Genomic DNA, 23,871 nt, shown 5'->3' with positions numbered 1-23,871 from the left:
CATTCATGTGTGGCATTGCAGGATTTAGCCTTTTTAATTTCAACGAAGGCGGTGAAACTTCATTAGAAGCTATGCACAAGGCTATTCATCACAGAGGCCCAGATGCCAGCGGCATGTATATCGATGAACATATCGGCCTTTGTCATAGGCGGCTGAGTATTCTTGATCTCTCAGAAGCAGGCAATCAGCCCATGTACTCGAAAGAGGGTGACTTGGTTATTGTTTTTAATGGCGAGATCTACAACTTCCTTGAATTGCGAGCCGAGCTTGAAAACGACGGTGTTACATTTAAAAGCCATACAGATACCGAAGTTATTTTAGAGCTATATGCACGCGAAGGAACCAAGTGTTTAGATAAACTAAACGGAATGTTTGCCTTTGCTCTGTGGGACAAAAACAAGCAAGAACTGTTTATTGCACGAGATCGATTAGGTAAAAAACCCCTTTACTATTTTAATGATAATGGTCGATTTGCGTTTGGCTCTGAGATTAAAGCTATATTGGCGTTGAAGAACATTCCAAGGGAAATTCGCTTAGACGCCGTATATGACTTCTTTGCGTATCAATACGTTCCCGACCCAAAGAGTATTTTTAAGCACATTCACAAGTTACCACCTGCTCATTATTTAATTCTTAATAAAGACGGTTTCAGCATTCATGAATATTGGGATTTGAGCTTTAAAAACACCACAAGTGCCAGTGAAGATGCCAATAAAGCGCAGTTAAAGACCTTACTTGAAAAAGTCACTAAACAAAGAATGATCAGTGATGTTCCGCTTGGCGCTTTCTTAAGCGGCGGTGTGGATAGCTCGGGTGTTGTCGCTATGATGGCACAAGCCAGCGAAACTCCAGTAAAAACCTGTACCATAGGATTTGATGATAAAGCATTTAACGAAGCGGATTTCGCTCGTGAAATAGCTGAAAAATACGAAACAGAGCACCATGAATTTACCGTTCACCAAAACGTTAGCGACAGACTAGAACATATCGTGAGCTTTTTTGATGAACCTTTTGCTGACCCCTCGTTAGTGCCGACCTTCTTCGTTTCGGAACTGGCAAGAAAGGCTGTAACCGTTGCGCTCGCGGGAGACGGCGGCGATGAGATGTTCGCTGGCTACGAAAAGTACTCGATTGACGATGTCGAAAACAAGCTAAGAAGCAAATTCCCCGAATCGGTACGAAAATCCGTTTTTCCACATTTAGCGAAATTGGCAGGAAAAGTGCCTGGCACGGTCGGAAAAAAAGCCAAGTCGTTGCTTACGAGCTTGTCTCACGAACCGGCGATGGGCTTTTATATCACTAACAGCATGATGACAGATGAAATGTGGCAAAGCTTAGTTAAGCCTGAGGTTGCACAGCAGCTCGCCGATTACCATCCTAGTCAATATACCTTAGACATGTATAACAAAGCCGACGGTCCGGATCATTTAAGCAAAATTCTTTACACCGACATCAAGACCTACATGACAGGCGATATCCTTGTGAAAGTTGATCGCATGAGTATGGCAAATTCGTTAGAAGTAAGGGCGCCGATTCTGGATTACCAAGTTGCAGAGTTCGCCGCTACCCTACCCTCTTCACAGAAATATCGCGACGGTGAGAAAAAATACTTACTTAAAGAAGTCTTTAAGCCTTTTATCCCCGATTCACTGCTGTATAGAAAGAAAATGGGCTTCAGCACGCCATTAGATGAGTGGTTTAGAGGAGAGCTAAAAGAGCTATCTGAATCTCGACTTCTTCGTGCTCAGTGTGGACTAAATGACGTATTTGATAGCCGTGTAATAAACAAACTTTGGCACGAGCATCAAACACGCAAAGCCGATCACGGCATAGTGCTGTGGAGTATGTTGATGTATCAAATGTGGTTTGCAAAATATGCAGCGTAATTTTTCATTGGATTGCTTTAGAGCTCTCGCCATTATGTTAGTGTTTACCGCACACAGCATTTTAGCTTTTGGTGCACCTGCCATTTTGGCGCCGTTTCAATTCGGAGGAACTGGCGTGGACCTTTTCTTTGTGTTGTCAGGCTGGCTAATAGGCAACCAATTATTGCTGGAAAAGAAAAAATTTGGTGATATTGATGTACCGCGCTTTTGGATCAGGCGGTGGATGCGAACTATGCCAGCTTATTATGCTGTGCTACTTGTCACTATTTTACAGCTTTACTTAACAAAAGAAGATTTCTCTTTTCCCTGGCCTCATCTGTTCTTTTTGCAAAACTACCTTGGTGATCTTAGTGTTTTCTATGTAAGTTGGTCTTTATCCGTGGAAGAGCAATTTTACTTATTTATTGCCCCATTGTTCGTACTTACATTAGCTCTCGACAAAAAGTATCAAGTTTTCGTCTTATTAACGTTATTAGTTTGCCCTTCTATTTTTCGTTACCTCGAACTTTACTCCTCTCATACCGAAACTCACGTTAGGTTAGATTGTTGTGCGATGGGTGTATTACTAGCTTATTTGAAGCACTACAGGCAGCATGTTTGGGGTGAAGCACAGAAAAAAATTAACGTTTTTTTTATTGCTTCAATTGCAGCCTACGCGTTTTTCTATATCGCCAGGTACAATCGTGAGTGGGAAATCGGTGACCCTAGCAGCTTGGGGCTTGCATTCATGTTTGGGATTTGGATTGTCTGGGGCGAGCAAACCAACTTCAATCCAACAGGTATAGCGTCGCGCGCTGTCATGCACATATCTACACGTTCTTATGCCATGTACTTATTGCACGTTGACGCACTTGCAGTATTAAATAAACTCGACCTTAACAACACTGCTTTTTCAATCTACTACGTAGCGGCGTTGTTTATTACTCTGCTGTTGTCTGAGTGTCTGTATCGCTTCGTAGAGTTGCCTTTTATGAAGTCTCGCTCTAAGTTTTCGTTTTCGCAGTCCCGTGCGCACAACGATAGAACTCAAAAGATGAAGATGGAAGGTATATGATTAAAGTTCTACACGTTACCTATGACATGCGTATTGGCGGCACTGAAATGGTAATAAAGAATATTATTGACGGCAATTCTGATCGTTCCATTGCGATGTCGATATTCTGTATTGAAGAGCCTTTAGGACCTTGGGGAGAAGAGCTGAGAAAAGCTGGCACGGATATCTCTACCGCTCATCGTCAACCTGGCTTTGACACTTCGCTTATTAAATCGTTAAAACGGCATATCGAGCACTATGACATCGACGTCGTGCATTGCCATCAGTATACTCCTTGGGTTTACGGCACGCTTGCCTCATTGTTCACTAAAGCCAAAGTTATTTTCACAGAACACGGCAGATTTTACCCTGATTCAACGAGCTGGAAACGCCAGCTTGTAAACCCAGTTCTAATGAGAGCAACTAAAAAGGCAACTGCAATCTCGCACGCCACCAAAGACGCGCTCGAAGAATATGAGTTTATTCCTAAAGCACGAATAGACGTTATTTATAACGGCATTAAATCACTTCAAGTCGATAATACAATAAAGGCCATTACAAAAAGCGAATTAGCCATTCCAGAAGAGAGTATTGTCCTTGGCACGATAGCGCGTTTTGACCCGATTAAAAATCAAGAAATGATGATAAAAGCATTTTCAGCAGCTTTGAAAGAAAATCAAAATTTAATTCTTGTACTTGTTGGAGACGGTGAAATGCGACCAACACTTGAAGCACTTGTGCAAAAAGAAGGAATTGAAGACCATGTGCGCTTTACTGGTTATATAAAAGATCCAAGCCACCATCTTGCCATTATGGATATTTTTCTACTTTCTTCGTTGAGTGAAGGCACATCCATGACGCTGCTTGAAGCTATGTCATTGTCTAAGCCTTGTATTGTTACCGATGCAGGTGGAAATTCCGAGATTGTTGAGCATCAACAAACTGGCCTGGTTACAGAAAACGCAAATCAGAAGGCATTCACTAGCGCTATCAATACACTTTGCTCATCCCCCATGTCTCTCAAAGAAATGGGGGCCAATGGCTATAGGGTATTTTGCGAAAAGTTTAATGCGACGAATATGGTGGCACAATACGCTCACCTTTATCGGGAAATAACAGGAAGATAACTATGTGTTTGACAAAACATTCGACTCAACTCCTCCTGCTAATTGTGGTTAGTGTTTTTGGTTCAACCTCTGTGACTAAAGCTTCTGCCAGTGAGCAATGTGACGATAAACGACAAGAAGTATCGCAATATCTGGGGCTAAACCAGAAAAAAGCATTGTTAACATGCACGCAAGTAAACCAAGCGTACGAATTAATTCATTCTCCTAAACTTGACATTTCGGCATGGGAATACGAAGGCGGTTTCCGGCTGTCGACCAAACGCGCTGGCAAAGCGGAGAATTCAACTGTCGATTTTTCATTGGGTATTTTCAGTCTTAGTACATCTAAAAAATCGATGTTTGTGGCTAGCAACCCAAGATTAGGAGGCATTGGTGAATTCCTTATCCCTCCAATAACAAAGTCAGAAGACTTGAGGGATTTTGTGAAAGGCGAAACTGTTCTGCAGAACTTTATTCCGCTAATAAATAACCCAAGAGTTTCAACAGGTATTGGGGGTTACTTTCGCATTACTGGCATTAAGCAAATTGATAATGCGTTAATGGTCAACTACATCAACTGGTATGATGCAACGGCCACGGAAACTGATACGAGCATTATGATATGGAATGCAAATAACCTTGCTGAGAGCAAAATGTACGGCCCTTACCAATTACAAGGCGCAGCTCATGCAGCTGGCTGGTTAAGCGAAATTCCGTCTAATTTAACCGACCTTTTTGACGCTTCGCACATCACGGGCTCACAATCTAACGCAGCGATATCCTCTAGGTTGTCTATTGGCCCGACGGCATTTGCCTTTAACCCCAGAAAAGATGTTATTTACGGTCCGTCAGGGTTTGTTCAAACACAGGCCCTGCTCGACTTTTCCATGAAAAACCCACTTTACGACCACAGCGTATATGAATATCAACCGGAATTTAAACCCTTAAGTATTAATGAAGACGGGTTAAACAAAATGTGGACACTGTCTTCGGGGGCCTCTTTTGGTTTCATTATCCCTGGTACACGCACTTATTTGACACTGGGTAAATCAGCTGGTCACGAAAGTGGTATTGGCTATAAAATCGAGCAAAACAATGGACATAAATGCGGAGGTCCATGCCCATACGATGCATCTGATTACTATAGTTTTTATTGGGCATGGGACGTGGTAGATTTACTGAAAGCCAAGCTTAATTTAACAATGCCCTACAATCTTCAACCTTACGAACACGGCAAGTTTCCTTTGCCCGCAAGGTACAAAGGATTGGCAATAGGTGGAGCCGACTATGATGCTGAGCAAGGAAGGCTATTTATTTCCTTAACAAAAGGCGACACGCTTGGAAAATATGCTAGACCACCTTTGTTTCTTACCTATAAACGTAAAGTATCCACACTAAAAAATGAAACAAAATAATCAAAAAGTGAGTGTCATTATGCCTGCTTATAATTCTTCTCACTACGTAGAAGAATCAATAAGCAGTGTGCTGAATCAAACTCACCGAAATATTGAGCTTATAGTGATTGACGATGGTTCCACAGATGAGACGTGGACCATTATAAATGCATGGTCAGAACGTGACGACCGCATAATTGCTATGAGACAAAAAAATCAAGGTGTTTCTGCGGCCCGCAACAATGCTATTTCGAAGTCTACGGGCGATTTTATCGCATTTTGTGACTCGGACGACGTATGGTATGCAAACAAGCTTGAACGCCAATTAGATACAATTGGAGACGCGGTATGGTCGCACTGCGACTCGCAATATGTAGGTCTGGGATACGAGGACAAAACGGTTTACCGCTCTACTTACAGCCACCTTTATGACGAAAATATATTCGCGCATTTAGCTGTCGAAAATTTTATCACTACTTCATCACTTTTAATTAAGTCGGATATTTTTAAAAGCTTTTGTGGGTTTGATGAGTCTTTAGTGGCGCTGGAAGACTGGAAACTATGGCTTCAAATTGCTAAAGAGCATCCAATCGTTCTATGTAACGAAGTGCTTTTAGATTATAGGGTACAACCACAATCTACGTCTCGCAATGCACGCTCATTATTACCTGTACATCTCGAAATTCTTGATGAAACCTTCAACGACGAAGAATTGAGAAACAGCACATTAAGAAAAGAAGCTAAATGCCGTGCTTATCTTATTTTTTCTTATATCGCTGAAGAGAAAAACGATCACCTTTTCTCTTTGCAATGTTCGTTAAATCTTTTTCTATGCAAAGGGAATGCTATGAGCGTTAAGCGCATATTGCGAACTTTTGTTAACTTAATCACCCAAAAGAAGCGATAAATATGAAGTTGGGACATAGTAAGGATCGATTAATAGAATTTATTAAGTTCGATCACAACAGCAAAAAAGGGCTACTTGTTGCGTGTGTAAGGTTATGTGCATTTGCACTATGGAAACTTGGTTCTAGAAGTAAGGCGTTCGCTCTGGTTTCAGCAGTTTTCAGAACGGGGTGGTCTGGCAGTTACTCACTAGGTGTAGAGTACGCTAAACGGTATTTCGTTGACGGTAAGCAATATGAAAACGAAATACAGGACGCATTTATTAATGCCGTTGAGCCTCTATCAAATACGGCGGAATTCTTTACCGAACCTGAAAAGATGCTAAATGGAATTATCACCGTACTGAAAAAGCCAAATGGGTCTGAGAAAGGCGTAATTATTATTAACTATAGTTACTACTTCCCTTTGTTCCTACGCTTTTTCAAAGCAGAAGAAATTTTAGAAAATTATCATCTCATTCTAGAGCCTAGTTGGGCAGGGTTTTGCGAGTCGAATATTCTTATTTACACGCAGCTAAAGTTTCCAATTTTCATTCAAACCTATGAAGAAAGAGACTACAACTTCGTTAAAGCACTCAATTCAAATCTTATTCCAATTAAGGTCGGCCCAAGCTGGTTTATAAATTATAAGAATTTCGCTCCCCCCCTTAAAGATGAGGAAAGAGACATTGATTTAATTGTTGTGGCTGCATGGGCGAAGTACAAGCGTCACAGAGCACTTTTCCAAGCTTTGAAGGGCGTAGTGTCAAGAAAGCCCGACTTCAAGATTGTGTTAGTCGGATACCCTGGTGACATATCACAATCTGATATCCTTTCGTATGCAGATGAAATGGGGCTTGCTGACAATGTAAAGATTTACGAATGGATAACACCTCAAGAAGTCGCTGAATTATATAAGCGGGCAAAAATAAACGTCTTGTGGTCAAAGTTTGAGGGTAACAACAGGGCGATTATTGAAGGAATGCTGTGTGATACACCGGTAATAATGAGAGAAAACCATAATTACGGTGAAAAATACGATTTTATAAATGCACAAACAGGTTACTTTGCAAACGAGCAAGATCTTGAAATTAAGGTATTGAGTTTATTAAACAATGAGGGAACCTTCTCTTCAAGAGAGTATATTTTAAACAACAGGAATTGCGACGTAGCCACTCAAATGATGCAAGACGTGATAAGAGACTACGAAATAGAACAAAATAGCGACGTAAAATGGCACTCAAACCTCGCAGTAAAAGTGAATGACTTACATGGCATGCATTATCTTTATGAAGAGCAGGATGCATTTGACGATTGTTATAGCTGGATTGAAAAGAAACTAAAATGAATAAAGAGAAAGATGATGAGTTGGTAGTGTTAATCCAACAGCTTGGTGGAAAGGTAAACTACCTTCCCAATCCTGGCAATGCAGGTGACTCACTTATCGCATGTGCAACGTATCAATTTTTTGAAAGAAACAATATAGAGTACAAATGCTGCCAGTCAGAAAAAGATATTTCAGACAATGATATTCTTGTTTATGGTGGAGGCGGCAATTTTGGTGGTGAAAATAGCCGTGTTGGTTACTACATCAAAAAATACGCTTCTCGCGTGAAAGCCTTTATATTGTTACCTCACACGCTTTTTGGTGCAGAAGAGTTATTGCAATCGCTTCCTGAAACCGTTCATCTCTTTTGTCGAGAACGAGTTTCTTATGAATTTGCTAGCAAAATGGTAACAAGAGCCAACGTATACCTTCACGATGACATGGTGTTAAGCGCAGATGTGGAAAAGATGCTATCAAAACCTGCCAGCCAATCGGCGTTGGGTAGTGTTGGTTCAGAATTGAAGCGCCGCGCCCTCTTTAAAAATGAAGATTTTGGTATATCGCTGAAGCACTACCTTGCCTACACTTTAAAATTACTGTTTGGTCATCCCTACCCGAGCAAACCTCAAAGCGGTGAACTCAATGCATTTAGAATAGACGTTGAAAAAACTGACATTCCCATTCCCTCAGACAACGTTGACGTATCGGCACTGTATGAGTTGAGTTCATGCGAACCTAAGCTCGCCAAGCTGTCTACATTTCGTTTTTTATCTCACATTAACGCCTTTGAAACGGTGAACACCAACAGGCTGCACGTAGCCATTGCGGCGGCTAAGTTAGGTAAAAAAGTAAATCTATACGGTAATAACTACTTTAAAATACGCGCTATTTACGAGTATTCACTTAAAGGAAAATACGCAAACGTAGTGTGGAAAGAATAAGCGCAATATTCATTAAGCTATCTATTGCTGACCATACTTTAAGTATGCTCAGCAATAGGAACGCTGCAACTCATTCGATTTAACAACTAAATAACTCTTCATTAAATCAACTTGCCCGCCTAGAGCGAATAAAGCGCAAGAGTAAGGAGATAACTTCTTCGAGCACCTTGTGCTTTTTAAACAAAAATAGAAAAAATAAACACGCAGCAAGATAAACTCCAAAGTACAACGCACTCCCTAATACAAGGTAGAGTATACCCTGCCCATTCAACATTTGTGCTAATAAGACAGAAACTAAACACGCCGTGGCCAACAGCGTACACATAAACAGTAAGCTGAATAAAGGTAGCCCAAACCGTAATGAACTAAACACCAACAAGATGCCTAGCACAACGAAAGAGAATACTAGCCTTGTGATAATAAATTCTTCCATACTGCCTGAGAAGAAAAATGCAATTAAGCCTAATAACAAGCTCAGTGTTACCATTTCATAAACAGATAAAAGCTTTACATCGCCATTTGCAATGAGCCCTTGCTGAACAAAAGTGGATACAGCAAATGTAATCGTAAACATGGCCAATAGTGGTAATAAGTGCGCAAAGGGCAGCCACTGCAGCCCTAAAAACAGCGAAACAAGTTCTTGATTAAAAACGTGTAGATAACCGATAACGGGAAATATTGCACATAGCAATATGGTAAGCACTACCACAATGTGCTCTCCAATTGGATCGCCCCTTCTTTTTATTTCAGAAAAGCTTGCTAGGAATACATTAGATACAGGAGCGATTATTTCTCTACTTGGTAAGAATGAAAGGTTTCTCATTAAGCTAAAACCACCAAGCTGATCTGCACCGTACATTTTACTAATGAAAATCACGTCGAACTCGGCGCGCACGTACCCCAAAATAGAACGCATGAGCATCCACAGTGAAAAACTCATTTGCTCTTTTATGCGGCTTAATGAAAACTTCAGAGGGTAAGGCGCATACCAATGAGAGAGCAGTGTTTTGCTGGTGTATGCTGCCAGCACGCCTATTATCATGGCCCAATAGTTCTCTAAAATAAAAGCCAGTACCACTGTAACTAAGAAACTCACAACTCTCTCAATCAAGAGTATTTTAGAAATGATGCCGTATTCCAAATCTCTTCTATGCATAAAGAGTTGGGGGCTGGCAAAGGCAGAAATTGGTAACACAAGTGCCATAGCGCGTATCGCAGATTCAGCTTCTGGTGCGTTCAAAAAGTTGGCCAGTACAGGCGTAAGTACAAGCAGCACAACAAACAGCGCGAGTTTAGACAATATTGAAATCGTCCATGCCGTTACAATATCGCTATCATCCAGGGTCTTCTTCTGAATAATATATTGCTGAGTGCCTCCCTCAGACAATGTATCGAAAAGAAAGACAAGCATTGTAGCTATTGCAACTACGCCAAAATCTTGGGGCGTTAATAAACGCGCAAGAATCAGCAGGCTAATAATACCTATGCCGCGTTGGAATAATCGAACAATAAGGATCAGCGACGTACTGCTGGCCACTTTTCTTGCTAAGTCCAAACTTTTAAATCCTTATTTGCTGAATTCAAACAAAGCTCGCAATTCCACGAATTATTTTTGCATTAACACGATGGCTTGCTGCTTTGTTGCATTTATGATTAATCTTTGGCGATTTTTGACGCTAGGCTATTTATGTAACTACCCGCTTCTGCATTTTCAGCAAGCTTCACATCAAGCTTACTTCGGTCGCTGCTACATTCAGCTAGAAGCGACTCAACTCTATGCTTCAAAACAGATGCGTCTTCTGCTTGCGTAACATCAACCCCGTCAACTTCCGTGTGTGATGTCAAAAACGCCTTCATTTTGTCATCGCACAGTAACGGCAAGAAAGGAATTCCCATACCGAAACCCATTATACAGCCGTGCAGACGACTACTCACTATAACGCGAGCATTACTTACCTTTTTCAACATTCGAACATGAGAAGAATCCATATTAGTATGCTCTTGGTATTCCAACCCCAAAGCTTCAGCTACAGCCATCAGATTTTTTGATATTGTATCTAGGTCAGCGCCTGCCAACCTTACATCTGACGGATGGATTAGATGCAAAAGAACGTTTGAAGAAGGTGCTTGTGATTGCCAGTAACGTGGAACCAGATAGTTTATTGAGGGGCAAGCGGTAAGAACTAGTTTGTTGGGTGCAAATTGCTCTAAAAAGTTGAAGGTATATTCATCTCTCACGCCTAAATGGTCGGCGCCTTTCGCGATTTTAGGAAATAAATCACCTTTCATTTCCCCTCTTCCAGACATCTTATTAATGCCAATACCATGCGCGGTGAAACGCAAGCCACTTTGTAGTACAACGTGCCAAAAAGGTTCAAAGACTGGCTGTAAAAGGCCTCCTCCGCCAATTACCAGCAGCACATTTGGGTTATGCTGTTTTAAGTGGTCAATGTGCGCTTTAAACTCTTTTAACCATACAGGAGAACAAAAGAGGTCGGGGCCGTCTTTACCCACTATTTCTTTTAAACCAAGATGGGAAATATAGTCCCCAACGTTTCTTTTGTTTGCATAAATATAAGCGACAGACGCAGTTTTTAAATTCTTTTTCCTTGAGAACTTTTGCTTTAGATAAAATGAAAGTGATCCATAAAGATCAAATTTTTCAGCAAAATACAGTTCAAAACGCCATCGCAAAGGTTCCACCAACTTGGAAAACAAGAAATACATTCCTTTTTTTACATTCATTTCAATAATGTCAAATATGTAGACGCAATATGTTCGGCGGTATGCTCCCAAGTAAACTTGGAAGAAATCATTAAGCCTTTTTGTACTTTTTTATTGTAGAGCTGTTCGTCTGTGAGGAGGCTTTGAACTGCACAACTCAGCGCTAAAAAGTCTTCAGCTTTTGCACTACAAACCGCATCCTGTCCAATCTCTATGAGCACGTCAGCTTCAGAAGTTACTACTGGTGTTCCAGAAGCCATTGATTGAACAAGAGGAAACCCAAAGCCTTCTTCGCGCGATGCAAAAATAAACACCTTTGAAGTTTGCATTGCTTGAATAAGCTCGTCTTCGGTAACCCAGCCTTTTATAACAATGTCATTTTCAATTCCCAATGCTCGAATGGTTTTGGAAATGATAGAGTCTTCCCCTCCAACAAACCCTAAAATAGTGAGAGGATGTGCTTTCTTCAACTCTTTAGGTAACTGCGCCCATGCTTTTAACATGTTCTCTGGATTCTTCTGATGACTGTCGCCGCCAAGCATGAGAACGCCTTTCTTCAAAACTGGATTCGCAGGTGGCTCGAAGCCTTTAGGAATACCATGGTAAACATAAGAAACTTTGCCCTTTAATGTAGGAAAAGTACTCGTGATATCGCCCTTCGAATAATTTGATATGGTCAAAATATGGTCAGAAAAAACTAAACCTAACCTATACACTGCCCACAAATACGCCTTCTGTCTTATAAAATAAAAATTCTCTTTTAAAGTTCGGCCTTTATAGTATCGAAAAATATTAAGAGAATGCCACTCCATTAAATCATGAGTTGTGGTTATTTGTTTAACGCGAGACAGCAAACAAACTCTATTACCTGGCATGTGAAGAAGGTTGATTTTGTATTTTTTTAGTTGCGTGGGTAACAACCACTGCTCCCAAAGCATCTCTGTCTCAGCGTCGATATTAACTAAAGTTACGTTCGGAAATTTAGAAAAACGATTTAAACGTTGTTCGTAGTGTGAAATCTCATCATTGTATTCAAACTGCCGATTAATGAAAAAGTAAAAATCGACATTTGGCATCACCTTCGGCAAGCACTGGCAAAGCATATATACATATTGAGGCATACCCCTTAGTGGGCGTAAAACAAATCGAGCATCAACTCCGATTCTGTATCGCATAGAAGTATTTACTGGTTTTAGTCTTTCACCCATTTAAGTACCCTTAGTAGCAAATTTTCGTGAAATCAAACGACGCCCAGGGACTTCAACAAGCCGATAACACATTGTAGAAAAAATTAGCACTATTGCGATATAAGCGAAAATATTAAAAATGGATGCATTTTGACTGTCTTCCATAGATAGCATGACAAACCAATTGAGTAAAAAGGTATGACTTAAATAGACGGAGTAAGATATGTCACCAAGCCATATAAAAGGTTTAAGCTCAAGCAGCCTGTGAATTGGCCCTTTAGACAAAAGAAGTCCTAAAAGCATACAAAAGAATAACCCAGGCGCGTAAAAATGATTGGCGGTAGTAGTAAGAATTAATCCATAGAAAAACAAGAAGGAGATACAAAAAAGCCAGTTTCCAAAAGACATCTCTTTATCTTTCAATCTGTTATAGATGATATAAAGGCACATTCCGTTGAAGAAACCAGAAACGCAACGAAGGAGGCCTAGGTCGCCTATATTGTCGCCCAATGAGCGAGCTCCAATTACCGTGTAGGCAACAGCTGTGATGCTTAGCGAAACTAATAAGGCAATAACTGCGTAGCGTCGGAACTTTGCAATAAAACCAGCAGTAAATGCAAAAGCCAAATAAGCAAAAAACTCTCCGCTGATTGTCCATGACGGTGTATTCCACATTGACCAAAAATCGGTGCTTATAATCCACAGATCTAAAAGCATCAGTTTGATGAAGAAGCTTTCAGCGGTAAATGCCCCTTCGGGTAATGCCCTACCTGTTAAATATAATGCAAGAGGAATGCTAAGATAGATCAAAAGAACAAAAACGTGTAGCGGATAAATTCTAGCTATTCGTTTAATTATAAAGACTTTTTTAGCCTGCCAACTGTCATCACCCAAAAAGTGTTTCATATAGTTGAAAGAAATAATGAAACCACTCAGTAGAAAAAAGAAATCTACCGCTAAGTAGCCCTTTTCAAAGAATATACTAATAAACTGCGGAACATTGTAAGCTACCAACCAATGCTTTATATGATAGAGAACGACAAAGAATGCAGCGATTCCTCTTATTGAAGTTAGGTAATTCATTTACGACTCTTCTACTGTACTTAGAGCTAGAGAGACTCCATATAGATAATAGATCCATGGATAAAACGCTACGCCAATGAAGAGACCACCGACACAATAAATAATTAAAGAATGGCTTAATGCACCGCCAATGACCCCAACTTCTCCACCCAACCGCTTAATAGTCCTTCTGTTGAGCAAAATTGTATGCAATAAAATTGACAGAAATAGAAATAGACCCCCGTAACCGGTCTCGCCAAGCACTTCAAAGAATATATTATGGAATGCTTTGCCCCCTTGCTGCTTTATTTCTACTTCATCCCCTTGCTGATAGTGGTGTAAAATACCAGCATTCGCGTTGTAGCTGTAAAAGCCTCCTCCAAAAAGAGGCCTTTCAGAAACATAGTCCAATGTCCATCTCCACACTACAATTCGACCTATCGCTGACTTTTCAGATGTAGTAGCGTCTTCAATAGACGACATGCGATGAAACCAAGACTTGGGCGCAATTGCATAAATAAGCAAAGGAATCATACATATAGCCAGAAACACTTTAAAGTTTATCTTGTGCTTTTTCAGAAGTAATCCTATATACGCAGCTAACGCTACTAGCCCCGTTCTAGCTTGAGTTCCAACAACCGTGAGTAAAGATAGAGCAGAATAAGCTAAAGTTAGCCAGCGAAAAGCACTCCATGACTGTGCAATTTTTGAGGATGACTTTAAAGCAACAAACAAAGGTATTAGGCACACTGCTAGCGTTGCCAGTGTAGAGCCTTCTGAATACATAAACCCACCGATTCCGATAAGTGAAACCCCGTAACCTCCCCCCCCTAATAAGGTTTTTATCCCAGCCATGAAAAGGAATAACCCAAAAGAAGCAACACAGATCCAAAGAAACATCTCTACATGAGTTCTTTTAGTTAAAGTAAAAGGAATAAAGTAAGCAAAAATAAGTGTTTTTATTACAAAGTCGTACTTAATCCAGACGACGTTTTGATATTCACCGAGAAATGAAGCTACCGTTACCCAAACCATAAAACCTATCATAATAAAGTGATATGATTTACTTTTGGGAACACGCAGCTTATTGAAATTAAAAATTAAAACTAAAAAGAATAATGCCGTAGTAATTAAAGAAAGTGGCTGCCCGGCCAAGAAGGCAAAAGAAGTGTTCTGAGGTTTAACAAGGTTTATCCACACTGCCAAACAGGCGGCTACATGCGGCCGAGTAAAAGAATAAAACATCAGAGCTAATAAAATTAAGCTCATGAAAATATCTGTAACCATCAACTAGTCTCTTATTATTTTTTTTCTTTATTTTCGTTTTTACTTGTCTTTGTAGTACTACTTTTTTTTTCAAGCTTCATATAAAAAACTATTATCATCATCATTACAAAGAAATGAATCAGTGTTGAAAGGCTGTCTACTCCCATGATACAAGCTCCGAATTCCGCTGTTTTGTAAGTTTACGTTTAACCGAGTACTCTATGAGGCTTGGGAGTTTTTTCGCAGCAAAACTGTCTGAGTTTGCCGTTGCAAACAACCAAATTTCTCCCCTATGTGGCCTGAAAAGCAATTTGTTTATAATTTGTTGAAGCTTTAATCTTTCCTGAGTTGAATAAACTCTCGAATCAACTACATACCATTTGTAGATTGTCAGCTTTTCTCCAGAAGGGCTCACAACATTCGATACAGAAACACTGTATTGCTTTAAAGGAAGACTAAACGATTCTTCTAACGAATACTTTGAAGGATCGAAGTCACGATTCAAGTAGCTCGCAAGCTCACTATTCTCTTCATTGAAATAAGCAACTAAGATACTTGAATTACAATTGCTATGCTTTAATGCTACTTGTTTCTCAAATGTAGGATTGTTTAATACCGCAAACTTACCAAACTGATTACAAGAGTCATCCGACAATGCTGATAAATTGACCATGACATGTTCACTATCTTTGTTTTGCACTTGTATAAGGTTGTACAGGCCAAAGAAAACAATTATTAGTGCACAACATGTAATAACAACGAATAGAGAAACTCGCACTTTCTCATTCATAGGAGGTAGACCTTCTTCTAATTGTGTTTTTTCCTCTCTCATAAGTTCACCTATGCCTAAGAGGCATACGATTACAAAAGCAAAGAAAAACCAACCGTATATAAGATGGTCAGCTCCTGCTGCATGCTCCATATCAGTCCAGTAAGCTATTAAAATAATGCCATAAACTCGAACGATATTCGCTAATATAGGAAAGATTAAAGAGGTCGCTACAAATAAAGCTCTTCGTGTTTTAGTCACCAAGTTCAAGTAAGCGTATAAGCTACCTATTACAAAGCTTGCGATAAAAAAGCTTACGCCAGAGCATGCTTCCGCTACTAAGAACCGCCCTTGAGGAATTTCTATATATAAACCGCTTCGAAATAGTGGAACACCTGTTAAGCGCAGTAGCGCTACGGCTCCGTCTGCAGCAATTTCTTGAAGATAAGGTACGAGTTGCTCTCCTACAGGAACACTAAACAACATAAAAATAAGTGGGAATAGAATTGTTCTCGCCGCCTGAGTCCCAAGCATCAGCCACATGAGTAAAGGTAACAATGCAAAGGTAGCTGCATGTAAAAAAAGTTGAACATCGCCAACAATACCGATCACATAAAGGAAAAGTGTAGGAATTATGAATATAAATGCTAATGGAGCTGGCTTTATTGGCTGTGTAAAAAGTACTCGTCGCTTTAAATAAATAAGGTAGAAAGCTCCAGGTACAATAAAAAAGCCATGGTTGAAGATTTCATTCACGTACCAAATTTGAATAACAGTGGAGAGGCCTTTCCAACAAAAAACAACCCACAAAGACAGTAGTACAAAGCAGCTAAAATAAAACGTTTTATTCACTTTGAAAGACATATCCCTTCCGTCAACGCTGGCATCGAGAGCTTCACTGTTACTCATGAGTTTATCCTTGCTCTTTTTTTAAAACGCGGTTCGTTTATTTTATCTCGTAAGCTTGCTGCATTGTTACCCAGTTAAAGTCTTTAAGTAGCTTTTCTACTTTGCCTTCCATTCTTGACAAGTTGATGTAGTGACGAGCTTTAGACTTCCAAGGTGCAGAACTAAATTTTGGTTGATCCGCGTCTATTTCCCAGGGATGAAAATAGAAACTATATGGCGCACTTTCAGATTGCATGAACTCAGAGATACGGCGTTTAGATAACCAATAAGGATAAAGACGAAAATAACCGCCACCACCAATCCCAATATTTGTTCCTTTCTTGCGAACTGTTGGTATTGGAATCTCTATCAGACCATTCTCACGTTTGTATTTAAAGCGAGGCCAATCTGGTACACCATAGAGATCGTGGTTGATTGGATAAGTACTAGAAGAATAAACAAAGCCGAGCTCCTTTAAAATATCGTACGCCCACGTGTTCGAGTCATTGATAGAAAAACTCGGCGCTCTATAGCCTTTTAACGCCACACCGCCTATATCTTCAAGAATATCTTTACTTTGCTTAATATCATTGAAAAGCTCTTGCTCGGTCATCGTTGTAGCGCGCTGATGCGCTAGTCCATGACTCGCTAGCTCGTGACCTTCACTTACTATCCGTTTGATAACATCTGGGCAGCGCTGCGCCACCCAGCCTAACGTAAAAAATGTCGATTTAACGTCATTTTCAGCAAACAAATCTAGAAGGCGATGGGTATTATCTCCCACTCTCAAGCCTATAGAGTCCCAGTCGCTTTTGTCTACTACGCCTTCAAAGGCAGAAACTTGAAAGTAGTCTTCCACATCTACTGTCATGGCATTAAGTCGATTATCTAGCTTCATGATTATCGCCCTTTGCCAAACAGTACAATTTCAACCGTACGGATGAGTATCAAAATATCTAACAGCAAACTTTGGTGTTTTACGTAATAAAGATCGAACTTCAGCTTTTCCATTGAATCTTCAACGCTGGCGCCATAAGGGTAATTAAGCTGTGCCCAGCCAGCTAAACCTGGTTTAACGTTATGACGCTGATTGTAATAGGGCACTTCACGTACAAGCTGCTCTACAAATTGCGGTCTTTCTGGGCGAGGTCCGATAAATGCCATTTCACCTCTAAACACATTCAAAAGCTGTGGTAATTCGTCTACGCGGTACTTTCTAATAAAGTGGCCAATACGAGTAACGCGATCATCATTCTTGCTTGCCCATTTAGCGCCATCTTTTTCGGCATCAGGTCGCATACTTCTGAATTTAATTATTTTGAAAAGCTTTCCGTTTAACCCCACTCGCTCTTGCTTATAGAAAACGGACACACCTGTACGTCTGCCATCATCGCAATAAATAATGAACGCGGTAATCAGCATAATTGGCCAAACAAAGAGGAATATGATGAACGCTAGGAACGCGTTGAGGGTGTAATCTAGCGCGTCTCGCAAATAATTCTGGCTTTGGAATCCATTAGAATAAATGACCCAACTCGGGTACATCAGGTTTACCACTATTTGCCCTGTTTCTCGCTCCATGAAATCTAAAAGCTCGGTAACTTCAATCCCTCTCAGCCTGCAGTCAAAAAGCACTTCTACAGGAAGCGTTCCACGACGTTGGTCGCAAGCAATAACTATTTCTTCTATTTCATTATCTGTAATGAACTGCTGAAAACTCTCGTCTACCTTAAGATGAATAATCTTCTCTTTTCGAATTCCGTCTTCGCGATTGTCTCCTGGAATGGGGATGAACCCTACAAGCTCAAACCCAATTCTATCCACATCTCTGCGCATACGCTTTTCAATAATTGAAGCTCTCTCCCCTGCCCCAAGGACTAATATGCGCACTTTCCCTAGGCCTAACAAGCCAAGACGGTTTGTGAAATACCTGAAAACAACTAAGGTTATAATAATTGAACAAACTGATGCCGGCAGGAAATAAGAATCCATAACCAAGTCATCAAAAAATGCTCGACTTAGCACTTCGACTAAAAAATAACTCAGTCCCACGCTTACGAATATGCGACGGATGATACCCCGGAAAGTTTCTCTTAACTTCGCTTCATACAACCCAACGGATAACGAACACAACAATATTGAAACTGTAAGCATTCCTACGTTGATTATCAGTTTTTCCACCGCCACATTCGGCGACATTCCAATTTGCGTAAGGATAAAGTGAGAAATATAGCCCATGTAAGCAATGAGCAACGCTTCTGTTATTACTAGTATATTTGAGCGTTTATTTTGATTGCGCTTGTTTACTGCCACCCCTGGCCCCCTAAAACTGCGGCGTTTTTCCCATCATAAAGGGATTTATTCCAATAGACTACAATTGTTATTGGCATTATAGTGACATTTACCGTAGGGTAAACGGCAAAAGCCATAAATTAACCATAATGAGTGTAGGATGATCTCTTATGTTCCGCTTTAAAAAACTAATAACGTGCTGTGCTCCACTTTTACTTATCGGTCTTAATGGTTGCAGTAACACTGGCACTCTGCCTGAAGCAACTACCCGACCTTCACTAACTACCAATGTTAATGATTACCAATATTTAATTGGCCCAGGTGATTCCCTAACTATTTTTGTTTGGAGAAACCCAGAGGTTTCTGGCAATTTTATTGTTCGACCGGACGGAAAGGTGACCACTTCTCTAGTGGAAGATATTGATGTGGCTGGTAGAACGCCAACAATGCTTGCAAGGGAAATAGAAGAACAGCTTTCTACCTACATAAACAACCCGAGAGTGACGGTAAGTGTGAACAACTTCACTGGACCTTTGAGTGAACAGGTTCGCGTGATTGGTGAAGCCACAAATCCAAGTGCGGTAAGTTACTCCGAGCACATGACGTTACTGGATTTAATGATAGCCGTAGGTGGTTTAACGGAATTTGCAGACGGAAATAACGCGAAACTGGTTCGAGTAATCGCCGGAAAACAAAAAACGTTCGAAATAAACATTGACGATTTGATTAGAGATGGTGATATCTCAAAAAATGTAGATATGCTACCTGGTGATATTGTAATTATTCCAGAAGCTTGGTTCTAGTTGTAAAGCAGTAAACGGAACACATAATAAAATGCAGGACTTACAACAAACGCTAATCCAAATTCTTGATTACATCAAGGGAGTTTGGATTAAAAAGCGTTACGTGATTATTTTTTCATGGCTTATCTGCCCTATTGGCTTTTTATATGTTGCCAGCCTTCCCGATGTCTACTCTTCAAAAGCCCAAGTGTTCGTAGATACTCGCTCGGTTTTACAGCCATTACTGAAAGGATTAGCAATTCAGACTAATCCTGACCAAGAGATTCAAATGATGGCCAAAACATTACTCAGTAGAAGTAATGTAGAGAAAATTGCTCGAGAAAGTGACCTTGATATAACGACGCAAAATGAAGATGAGTTTGATGACTTGGTTAACAGGTTATCCAGTAGTATACAGCTGAATAAAACTGGTAGAGATAATATTTACAATATAACGTATTCCAACCAATCTCCCAACACAGCTCAACGTGTGGTTCAAGAAACGCTAGACTTATTTGTCGAAGGCGCACTGGGTAATAACAGGAAGGATACAGACACCGCTGGTAGGTTTTTAGATGAACAAATTGCGGAGTATGAATCGAGACTCTCAGAATCGGAACAGCGCCTGGCTAATTTTAAGAGACAATATAATGATATTCTCCCGCTAGCGGGGACATATTATTCAAACCTACAGACTTTAAATAATGAACTTGAAGCTACTCGATTGCAGATAAGGCAAACTCAGCAACAAGTTGATTCACTTAAAAATCAAATCGGCAATGTAAAACGAGCTGACAGTTTTAGTGTTACCAATCAGAATGACTCAGTTTTACAGACACGATATGACGAAAGAATAAAAGCGCTAGAGGAAGAACTAGATAGACTATCTCTTCGATTTACAGATCTTCACCCTGACGTCGTTGAATCACGAGCTTTATTAGAAAGTCTTGAGAAGTCTAGACAAAAAGAGATAGATGCCTTCCTAAACGCTGATGAAAGTAATAATACTCAACCTTTAACGGAACTGAACCGAGAGATTAAGCTCGAAGCCAGCCGTCTAGAGAGCCAAATTGCATCCCTTCGTGTTAAAGATAGTGATTTGCAAAGAAAAATTGCAGAACTCGAAAGTAAAGTAGACCTGATTCCTCAGATTGAAGCAGAATCCTCTGCATTGAATAGAGATTACGATGTTACAAAACGAAAATATGAAGAACTTTTGTCACGAAAAGAATCAGCAGACTTATCTCGAAGAGCTGATGTGTCAGCAGAAGACCTTCAATTCAGAATTATAGAGCCCCCGCTTCTTCCCAAGCGCCCTTCAGGCCCCAACAGGCTAATTTTTTACACTGCAGTGTTAATTTTGGGTTTCGGTACAGGAATTGGCATCGCATTTCTTATAAGCCAACTTAATCCTATTTTGATTAGGCCTAAGCAGTTACTCAATGTGTCAGATTATCCTATATGGGGTACTGTAACCCACTTGAACATTGAGCAAATAAATAAAACAAACAGAAACCGTCTTTTAGTGTTTCTGCTTTCCAGTGGTACTATTTTGGCAATGTACGGCGCCTTGGTCGCCGCTGAAATTATGAATATAGATTTGTTTGGAGGGCTTCTTTAATGAAAAATACAATTGAGAAGGCACTTCAAAAACAAAAAGAGGCGAAAGCAGCAAGTCATAAGACTTCGTCTACAGAAAAAATTGAAGACGCTAGTCATTCAAACGCGCCTGAAGAGTCGAAGGTATCAATTGACAAACCTGCACCCGCAGAGCTTCCTGTTGAAACCGTAATTGCTGAAGAAAAGGAATTTATCAATAAAAAAACTCCACTTGACGAGTTTGTTATTGATTTCGTGCGACTTGATAAGAACGGACATATTTCGCTTAACGGTGAGAGAAAACAAATTAATGAAGAGTACCGAGAAATAAAGCGTAAGCTTTTAGCAAATGCTTTTGGTTCACTAGCGAAAACCCTTCACAACCCGAACATTATTATGGTTACCAGTAGTCGCCCTTCTGAAGGGAAGACATTCACTGCAACCAACCTGGCGATGAGTATCGCATCGGAGCAGGATAAAACCGTACTTCTTGTGGACGCCGACGTACTTAAGCCTAATGTATTAAACACTTTAGGGTTAGAGCGTCGTAAAGGGCTAATGGAATACTTGACCGGGGACGTTGACGATATTTCAGATGTGCTGTACCCAACCAACATCGATAAGCTGAAAATTATTCCTGCTGGAAAATCGCACCATTTGTCTACCGAACTGCTAGCAAGCCAGAAAATGCATGACACTGTTAATGAATTTGCAAATAGATACCCAGATCGAATAGTTATTTTTGATACGCCTCCTCTCATTGGTATAAACGAGAGTGCTATTCTCGCTAATTTCGCTGGCCAAGCGGTTGTTGTCGTAGAAGAGGGCAAAGCGAAGATAGGCGATATTAAAATGTCTGTGGAGCGATTGAACCCAGAGATGGCCATAGGATTTGTAGTGAACAAGTCTGTACATAACGACACCGATGGAAGCGGATATTATGGGTATTATTACTCAGAGCGCAGCGAATAGGCGCGATACAATGCCTAAAAGAAGAATAATAAAGCCGACACTTGTTGCTGCAGCCGTCGCAACAAGTCTACCTGCTTTTGCAAAGCTTGACGTGAATGCTGTTGCCACAGCCGAAACCATCTACCAAAGTGTCGATACTGAGGAAAATGGAAACCGTTCACTTACAACAGTGACTGTGGCACCAAAAGTAAACGCTACTTATCAAACAAGAACATTTCAAGGGTTATGGTCCGGTACATACACCCATCTGGAACGCGATAACGACGATGCTAGCCAGCGCCAAGATTACGCAGAGTACAGCTATTCTGCTCAGTGGGAACCTCTTGAAAATTTATTATCTTTTCAAGCCGCTGGGGCATTGAGCTATCAGAATACTAATGCTTCAAATTTTCTGGTAACAGATTTTATTGCTAATTCTGACAGCTTGGCAAAAACACGCTCCAACAGACTCTCATCAACGCTGACACTTGACCAAGGCGACTGGGTAAGAGGACAAGGCACAGCCTCCTACTCAGATACAGCTTCAGAACGGTCTTTAACTAACAGCAATGCTCTCGATAATGATAGTTATCAACTGAGCGGCAAGTTAATAAACGGTGATGAAGCCGAGTATTTCATTTGGTCAGTAACGGGCACTTATCAGAATACTGAGCGAGGTCAAGCAAACAATGGTGACTTTGAATCGAGAACTGGTGACGGTTATATAGATACTCGAATTTATGGCGACTGGGCCATTCGTTTAACTGCAAGGCACGAAGCTAACCAAATTTCAGACAGAGATGACACGAACAGTTTAGTAAGAGAGTTTAATTCTTATGGGGTGGGATTAACTTACCGTCAAGCTGAGAATCGCTATATATCATTAACGGCCAATAAGAGCGATTCCGATCTAGAAGAAGACGATGGTGAAACATTCGTAGGTGTTGATATGCAATGGGCACTGAGCACTCGTACACGGGTTGCTGCTACTTACGGGCGTCGTTTTTATGGTGAATCGGCATCAGCGAGTATTGGATACAACTCCAAATACTTACGCACCTCATTCAGCTATTCAGAAGACGTTACAAACACTTCTCGCTTGTTAGCTGATCCAGAGAACTTAGGCGTATTTGTTTGCCCAGCTTCATCGACATCCATTGCTGACTGTTTTCAGCCCAATAGCTTAAGTTATACACCCTCCGCGGGAGAGCAATTGGTGCAGCTTACTTCACAAAATCTAGAGTTTGATGACAACATCATTCTGCGAAAAAGTGCAAATTTTCAAGCAGGTTATGACTTTTCTAGAATTACCCTCGCTTTTTCTTGGCGATATGCCGAAGATGATTACTTAGACGAAGATAGACTAAGACGCACCTACTCTTTCGGTACAAACGTAGCCTATAAAATTGGTAGCTATACCAACATAACTAGCAGTATTAACTACGCCAATATCACAGGTCAGGGTGCAGAAGACGTATTCAGAGGCGAAAGCGACAACTGGAATGCATCCATTGGTTTAGAAAGAGAGTTCGGTCGCCGGTTAAAAGCAAGTATTGATGCAAGGTACCTCAAGCAAGAGGGAGATTTGAATACAGGCATATCTCAGTTTGGTAACAACTATACCGACAGACGCTTAAGCGCATCTATTACCTACACCTATGACTAATTCACTGAATTTTTCAATCTACCGGTTGTAGTTTGTAGGCAGTACTAGTCAACTAAACTCAAAAAAAAGCGCCCGATTTTACGTTAGTAAAAAGGCGCTTTTTTTGTTTATCAA

Annotated in this window: 19 protein-coding genes; 11 read left to right on the top strand and 8 right to left on the bottom strand. The window is 40.5% G+C overall.

The features are described from left to right. Nucleotides 1-5 precede the first annotated feature (5 nt). From asnB to ACFI6J_RS09245, 7 genes are all read left to right on the top strand, one after another. The gene (gene asnB / locus ACFI6J_RS09275) at nt 6-1,886 is read left to right on the top strand and encodes an asparagine synthase (glutamine-hydrolyzing) (RefSeq protein ID WP_371342551.1); all 1,881 of its coding nucleotides are present in this window, start codon (nt 6-8) and stop codon (nt 1,884-1,886) included. Next, nucleotides 1,876-2,940 (top strand): acyltransferase family protein, encoded by a 1,065-nt coding sequence (locus tag ACFI6J_RS09270; protein WP_239300763.1) that lies wholly within the window; start codon nt 1,876-1,878, stop codon nt 2,938-2,940. The genes asnB and ACFI6J_RS09270 overlap by 11 nt, the downstream gene beginning before the upstream one ends. Further along, nucleotides 2,937-4,046: a glycosyltransferase family 4 protein gene (locus ACFI6J_RS09265; protein ID WP_275444200.1), complete on the top strand. Its 1,110-nt coding sequence runs from the start codon at nt 2,937-2,939 to the stop codon at nt 4,044-4,046. The genes ACFI6J_RS09270 and ACFI6J_RS09265 overlap by 4 nt, the downstream gene beginning before the upstream one ends. A 71-nt stretch (nt 4,047-4,117) precedes the next feature. Beyond that, nucleotides 4,118-5,440: a hypothetical protein gene (locus tag ACFI6J_RS09260; RefSeq protein ID WP_371342549.1), complete on the top strand. Its 1,323-nt coding sequence runs from the start codon at nt 4,118-4,120 to the stop codon at nt 5,438-5,440. Then, nucleotides 5,427-6,326 carry a glycosyltransferase family 2 protein gene (locus tag ACFI6J_RS09255; RefSeq protein ID WP_435786754.1) on the top strand — a complete coding sequence of 300 codons (900 nt, stop codon included), beginning with the start codon at nt 5,427-5,429 and terminating at the stop codon, nt 6,324-6,326. The genes ACFI6J_RS09260 and ACFI6J_RS09255 overlap by 14 nt, the downstream gene beginning before the upstream one ends. A 2-nt stretch (nt 6,327-6,328) precedes the next feature. After that, nucleotides 6,329-7,651 carry a glycosyltransferase gene (locus ACFI6J_RS09250; protein ID WP_416022383.1) on the top strand — a complete coding sequence of 441 codons (1,323 nt, stop codon included), beginning with the start codon at nt 6,329-6,331 and terminating at the stop codon, nt 7,649-7,651. Next, nucleotides 7,648-8,571: a polysaccharide pyruvyl transferase family protein gene (locus tag ACFI6J_RS09245; RefSeq protein ID WP_348667587.1), complete on the top strand. Its 924-nt coding sequence runs from the start codon at nt 7,648-7,650 to the stop codon at nt 8,569-8,571. Before ACFI6J_RS09250 ends, ACFI6J_RS09245 begins: the two co-directional genes overlap by 4 nt. 106 nt (nt 8,572-8,677) lie before the next feature. Here ACFI6J_RS09245 and ACFI6J_RS09240 read toward each other — a convergent pair whose 3' ends face one another. The 8 genes from ACFI6J_RS09240 to ACFI6J_RS09205 form a co-directional block, all read right to left on the bottom strand. Further along, nucleotides 8,678-10,126, bottom strand: a complete 1,449-nt coding sequence (locus ACFI6J_RS09240) for an oligosaccharide flippase family protein (protein WP_348667585.1) — start codon at nt 10,124-10,126, stop codon at nt 8,678-8,680. Nucleotides 10,127-10,224: 98 nt separating this feature from the next. Further along, complete coding sequence (locus ACFI6J_RS09235) at nt 10,225-11,289, bottom strand: polysaccharide pyruvyl transferase family protein (RefSeq protein ID WP_416022386.1); 1,065 nt, start codon at nt 11,287-11,289, stop codon at nt 10,225-10,227. A 23-nt stretch (nt 11,290-11,312) separates the two neighbouring features. Further along, complete coding sequence (locus tag ACFI6J_RS09230; RefSeq protein ID WP_348667583.1) at nt 11,313-12,503, bottom strand: glycosyltransferase family 4 protein; 1,191 nt, start codon at nt 12,501-12,503, stop codon at nt 11,313-11,315. Next, on the bottom strand, nt 12,504-13,565 hold the full coding sequence (locus tag ACFI6J_RS09225; protein ID WP_348667581.1) for an acyltransferase family protein: 1,062 nt from the start codon (nt 13,563-13,565) through the stop codon (nt 12,504-12,506). It lies immediately after the preceding gene. Beyond that, complete coding sequence (locus ACFI6J_RS09220) at nt 13,566-14,831, bottom strand: putative O-glycosylation ligase, exosortase A system-associated (protein ID WP_462586058.1); 1,266 nt, start codon at nt 14,829-14,831, stop codon at nt 13,566-13,568. It abuts the gene before it with no gap. A 136-nt stretch (nt 14,832-14,967) separates the two neighbouring features. Beyond that, entirely contained in the window at nt 14,968-16,488 is a 1,521-nt protein-coding gene (xrtA, locus tag ACFI6J_RS09215) for an exosortase A (protein ID WP_348667577.1), read from the bottom strand. 37 nt (nt 16,489-16,525) lie between these two features. Further along, nucleotides 16,526-17,365 carry an XrtA system polysaccharide deacetylase gene (locus ACFI6J_RS09210; RefSeq protein ID WP_462586056.1) on the bottom strand — a complete coding sequence of 280 codons (840 nt, stop codon included), beginning with the start codon at nt 17,363-17,365 and terminating at the stop codon, nt 16,526-16,528. Between the two features lie 2 nt (nt 17,366-17,367). Next, nucleotides 17,368-18,780 (bottom strand): TIGR03013 family XrtA/PEP-CTERM system glycosyltransferase, encoded by a 1,413-nt coding sequence (locus ACFI6J_RS09205; RefSeq protein ID WP_462586054.1) that lies wholly within the window; start codon nt 18,778-18,780, stop codon nt 17,368-17,370. Between the two features lie 149 nt (nt 18,781-18,929). Here ACFI6J_RS09205 and ACFI6J_RS09200 point away from each other — a divergent pair, with 149 nt between their 5' ends. The 4 genes from ACFI6J_RS09200 to ACFI6J_RS09185 are packed head-to-tail and all read left to right on the top strand — an operon-like array spanning nt 18,930 to nt 23,757. Next, a complete protein-coding gene (locus tag ACFI6J_RS09200) occupies nt 18,930-19,562 on the top strand; it encodes an XrtA/PEP-CTERM system exopolysaccharide export protein (RefSeq protein WP_014977096.1) in 633 nt (210 codons plus the stop codon). Nucleotides 19,563-19,593: 31 nt separating this feature from the next. Next, on the top strand, nt 19,594-21,162 hold the full coding sequence (locus ACFI6J_RS09195; RefSeq protein WP_283625559.1) for an XrtA system polysaccharide chain length determinant: 1,569 nt from the start codon (nt 19,594-19,596) through the stop codon (nt 21,160-21,162). After that, nucleotides 21,162-22,112, top strand: coding sequence for an XrtA-associated tyrosine autokinase (locus tag ACFI6J_RS09190; RefSeq protein ID WP_069944661.1), 951 nt, complete (start codon nt 21,162-21,164; stop codon nt 22,110-22,112). Before ACFI6J_RS09195 ends, ACFI6J_RS09190 begins: the two co-directional genes overlap by 1 nt. Next, complete coding sequence (locus ACFI6J_RS09185) at nt 22,081-23,757, top strand: porin family protein (protein ID WP_462586053.1); 1,677 nt, start codon at nt 22,081-22,083, stop codon at nt 23,755-23,757. Before ACFI6J_RS09190 ends, ACFI6J_RS09185 begins: the two co-directional genes overlap by 32 nt. Nucleotides 23,758-23,871 lie beyond the last annotated feature (114 nt).

The sequence above is a fragment of the Alteromonas sp. G4i13 genome, from assembly GCF_054960505.1.
Note: the sequence above shows the minus strand (reverse complement) of the source record. Positions and strands in the feature narration are given on the sequence as shown.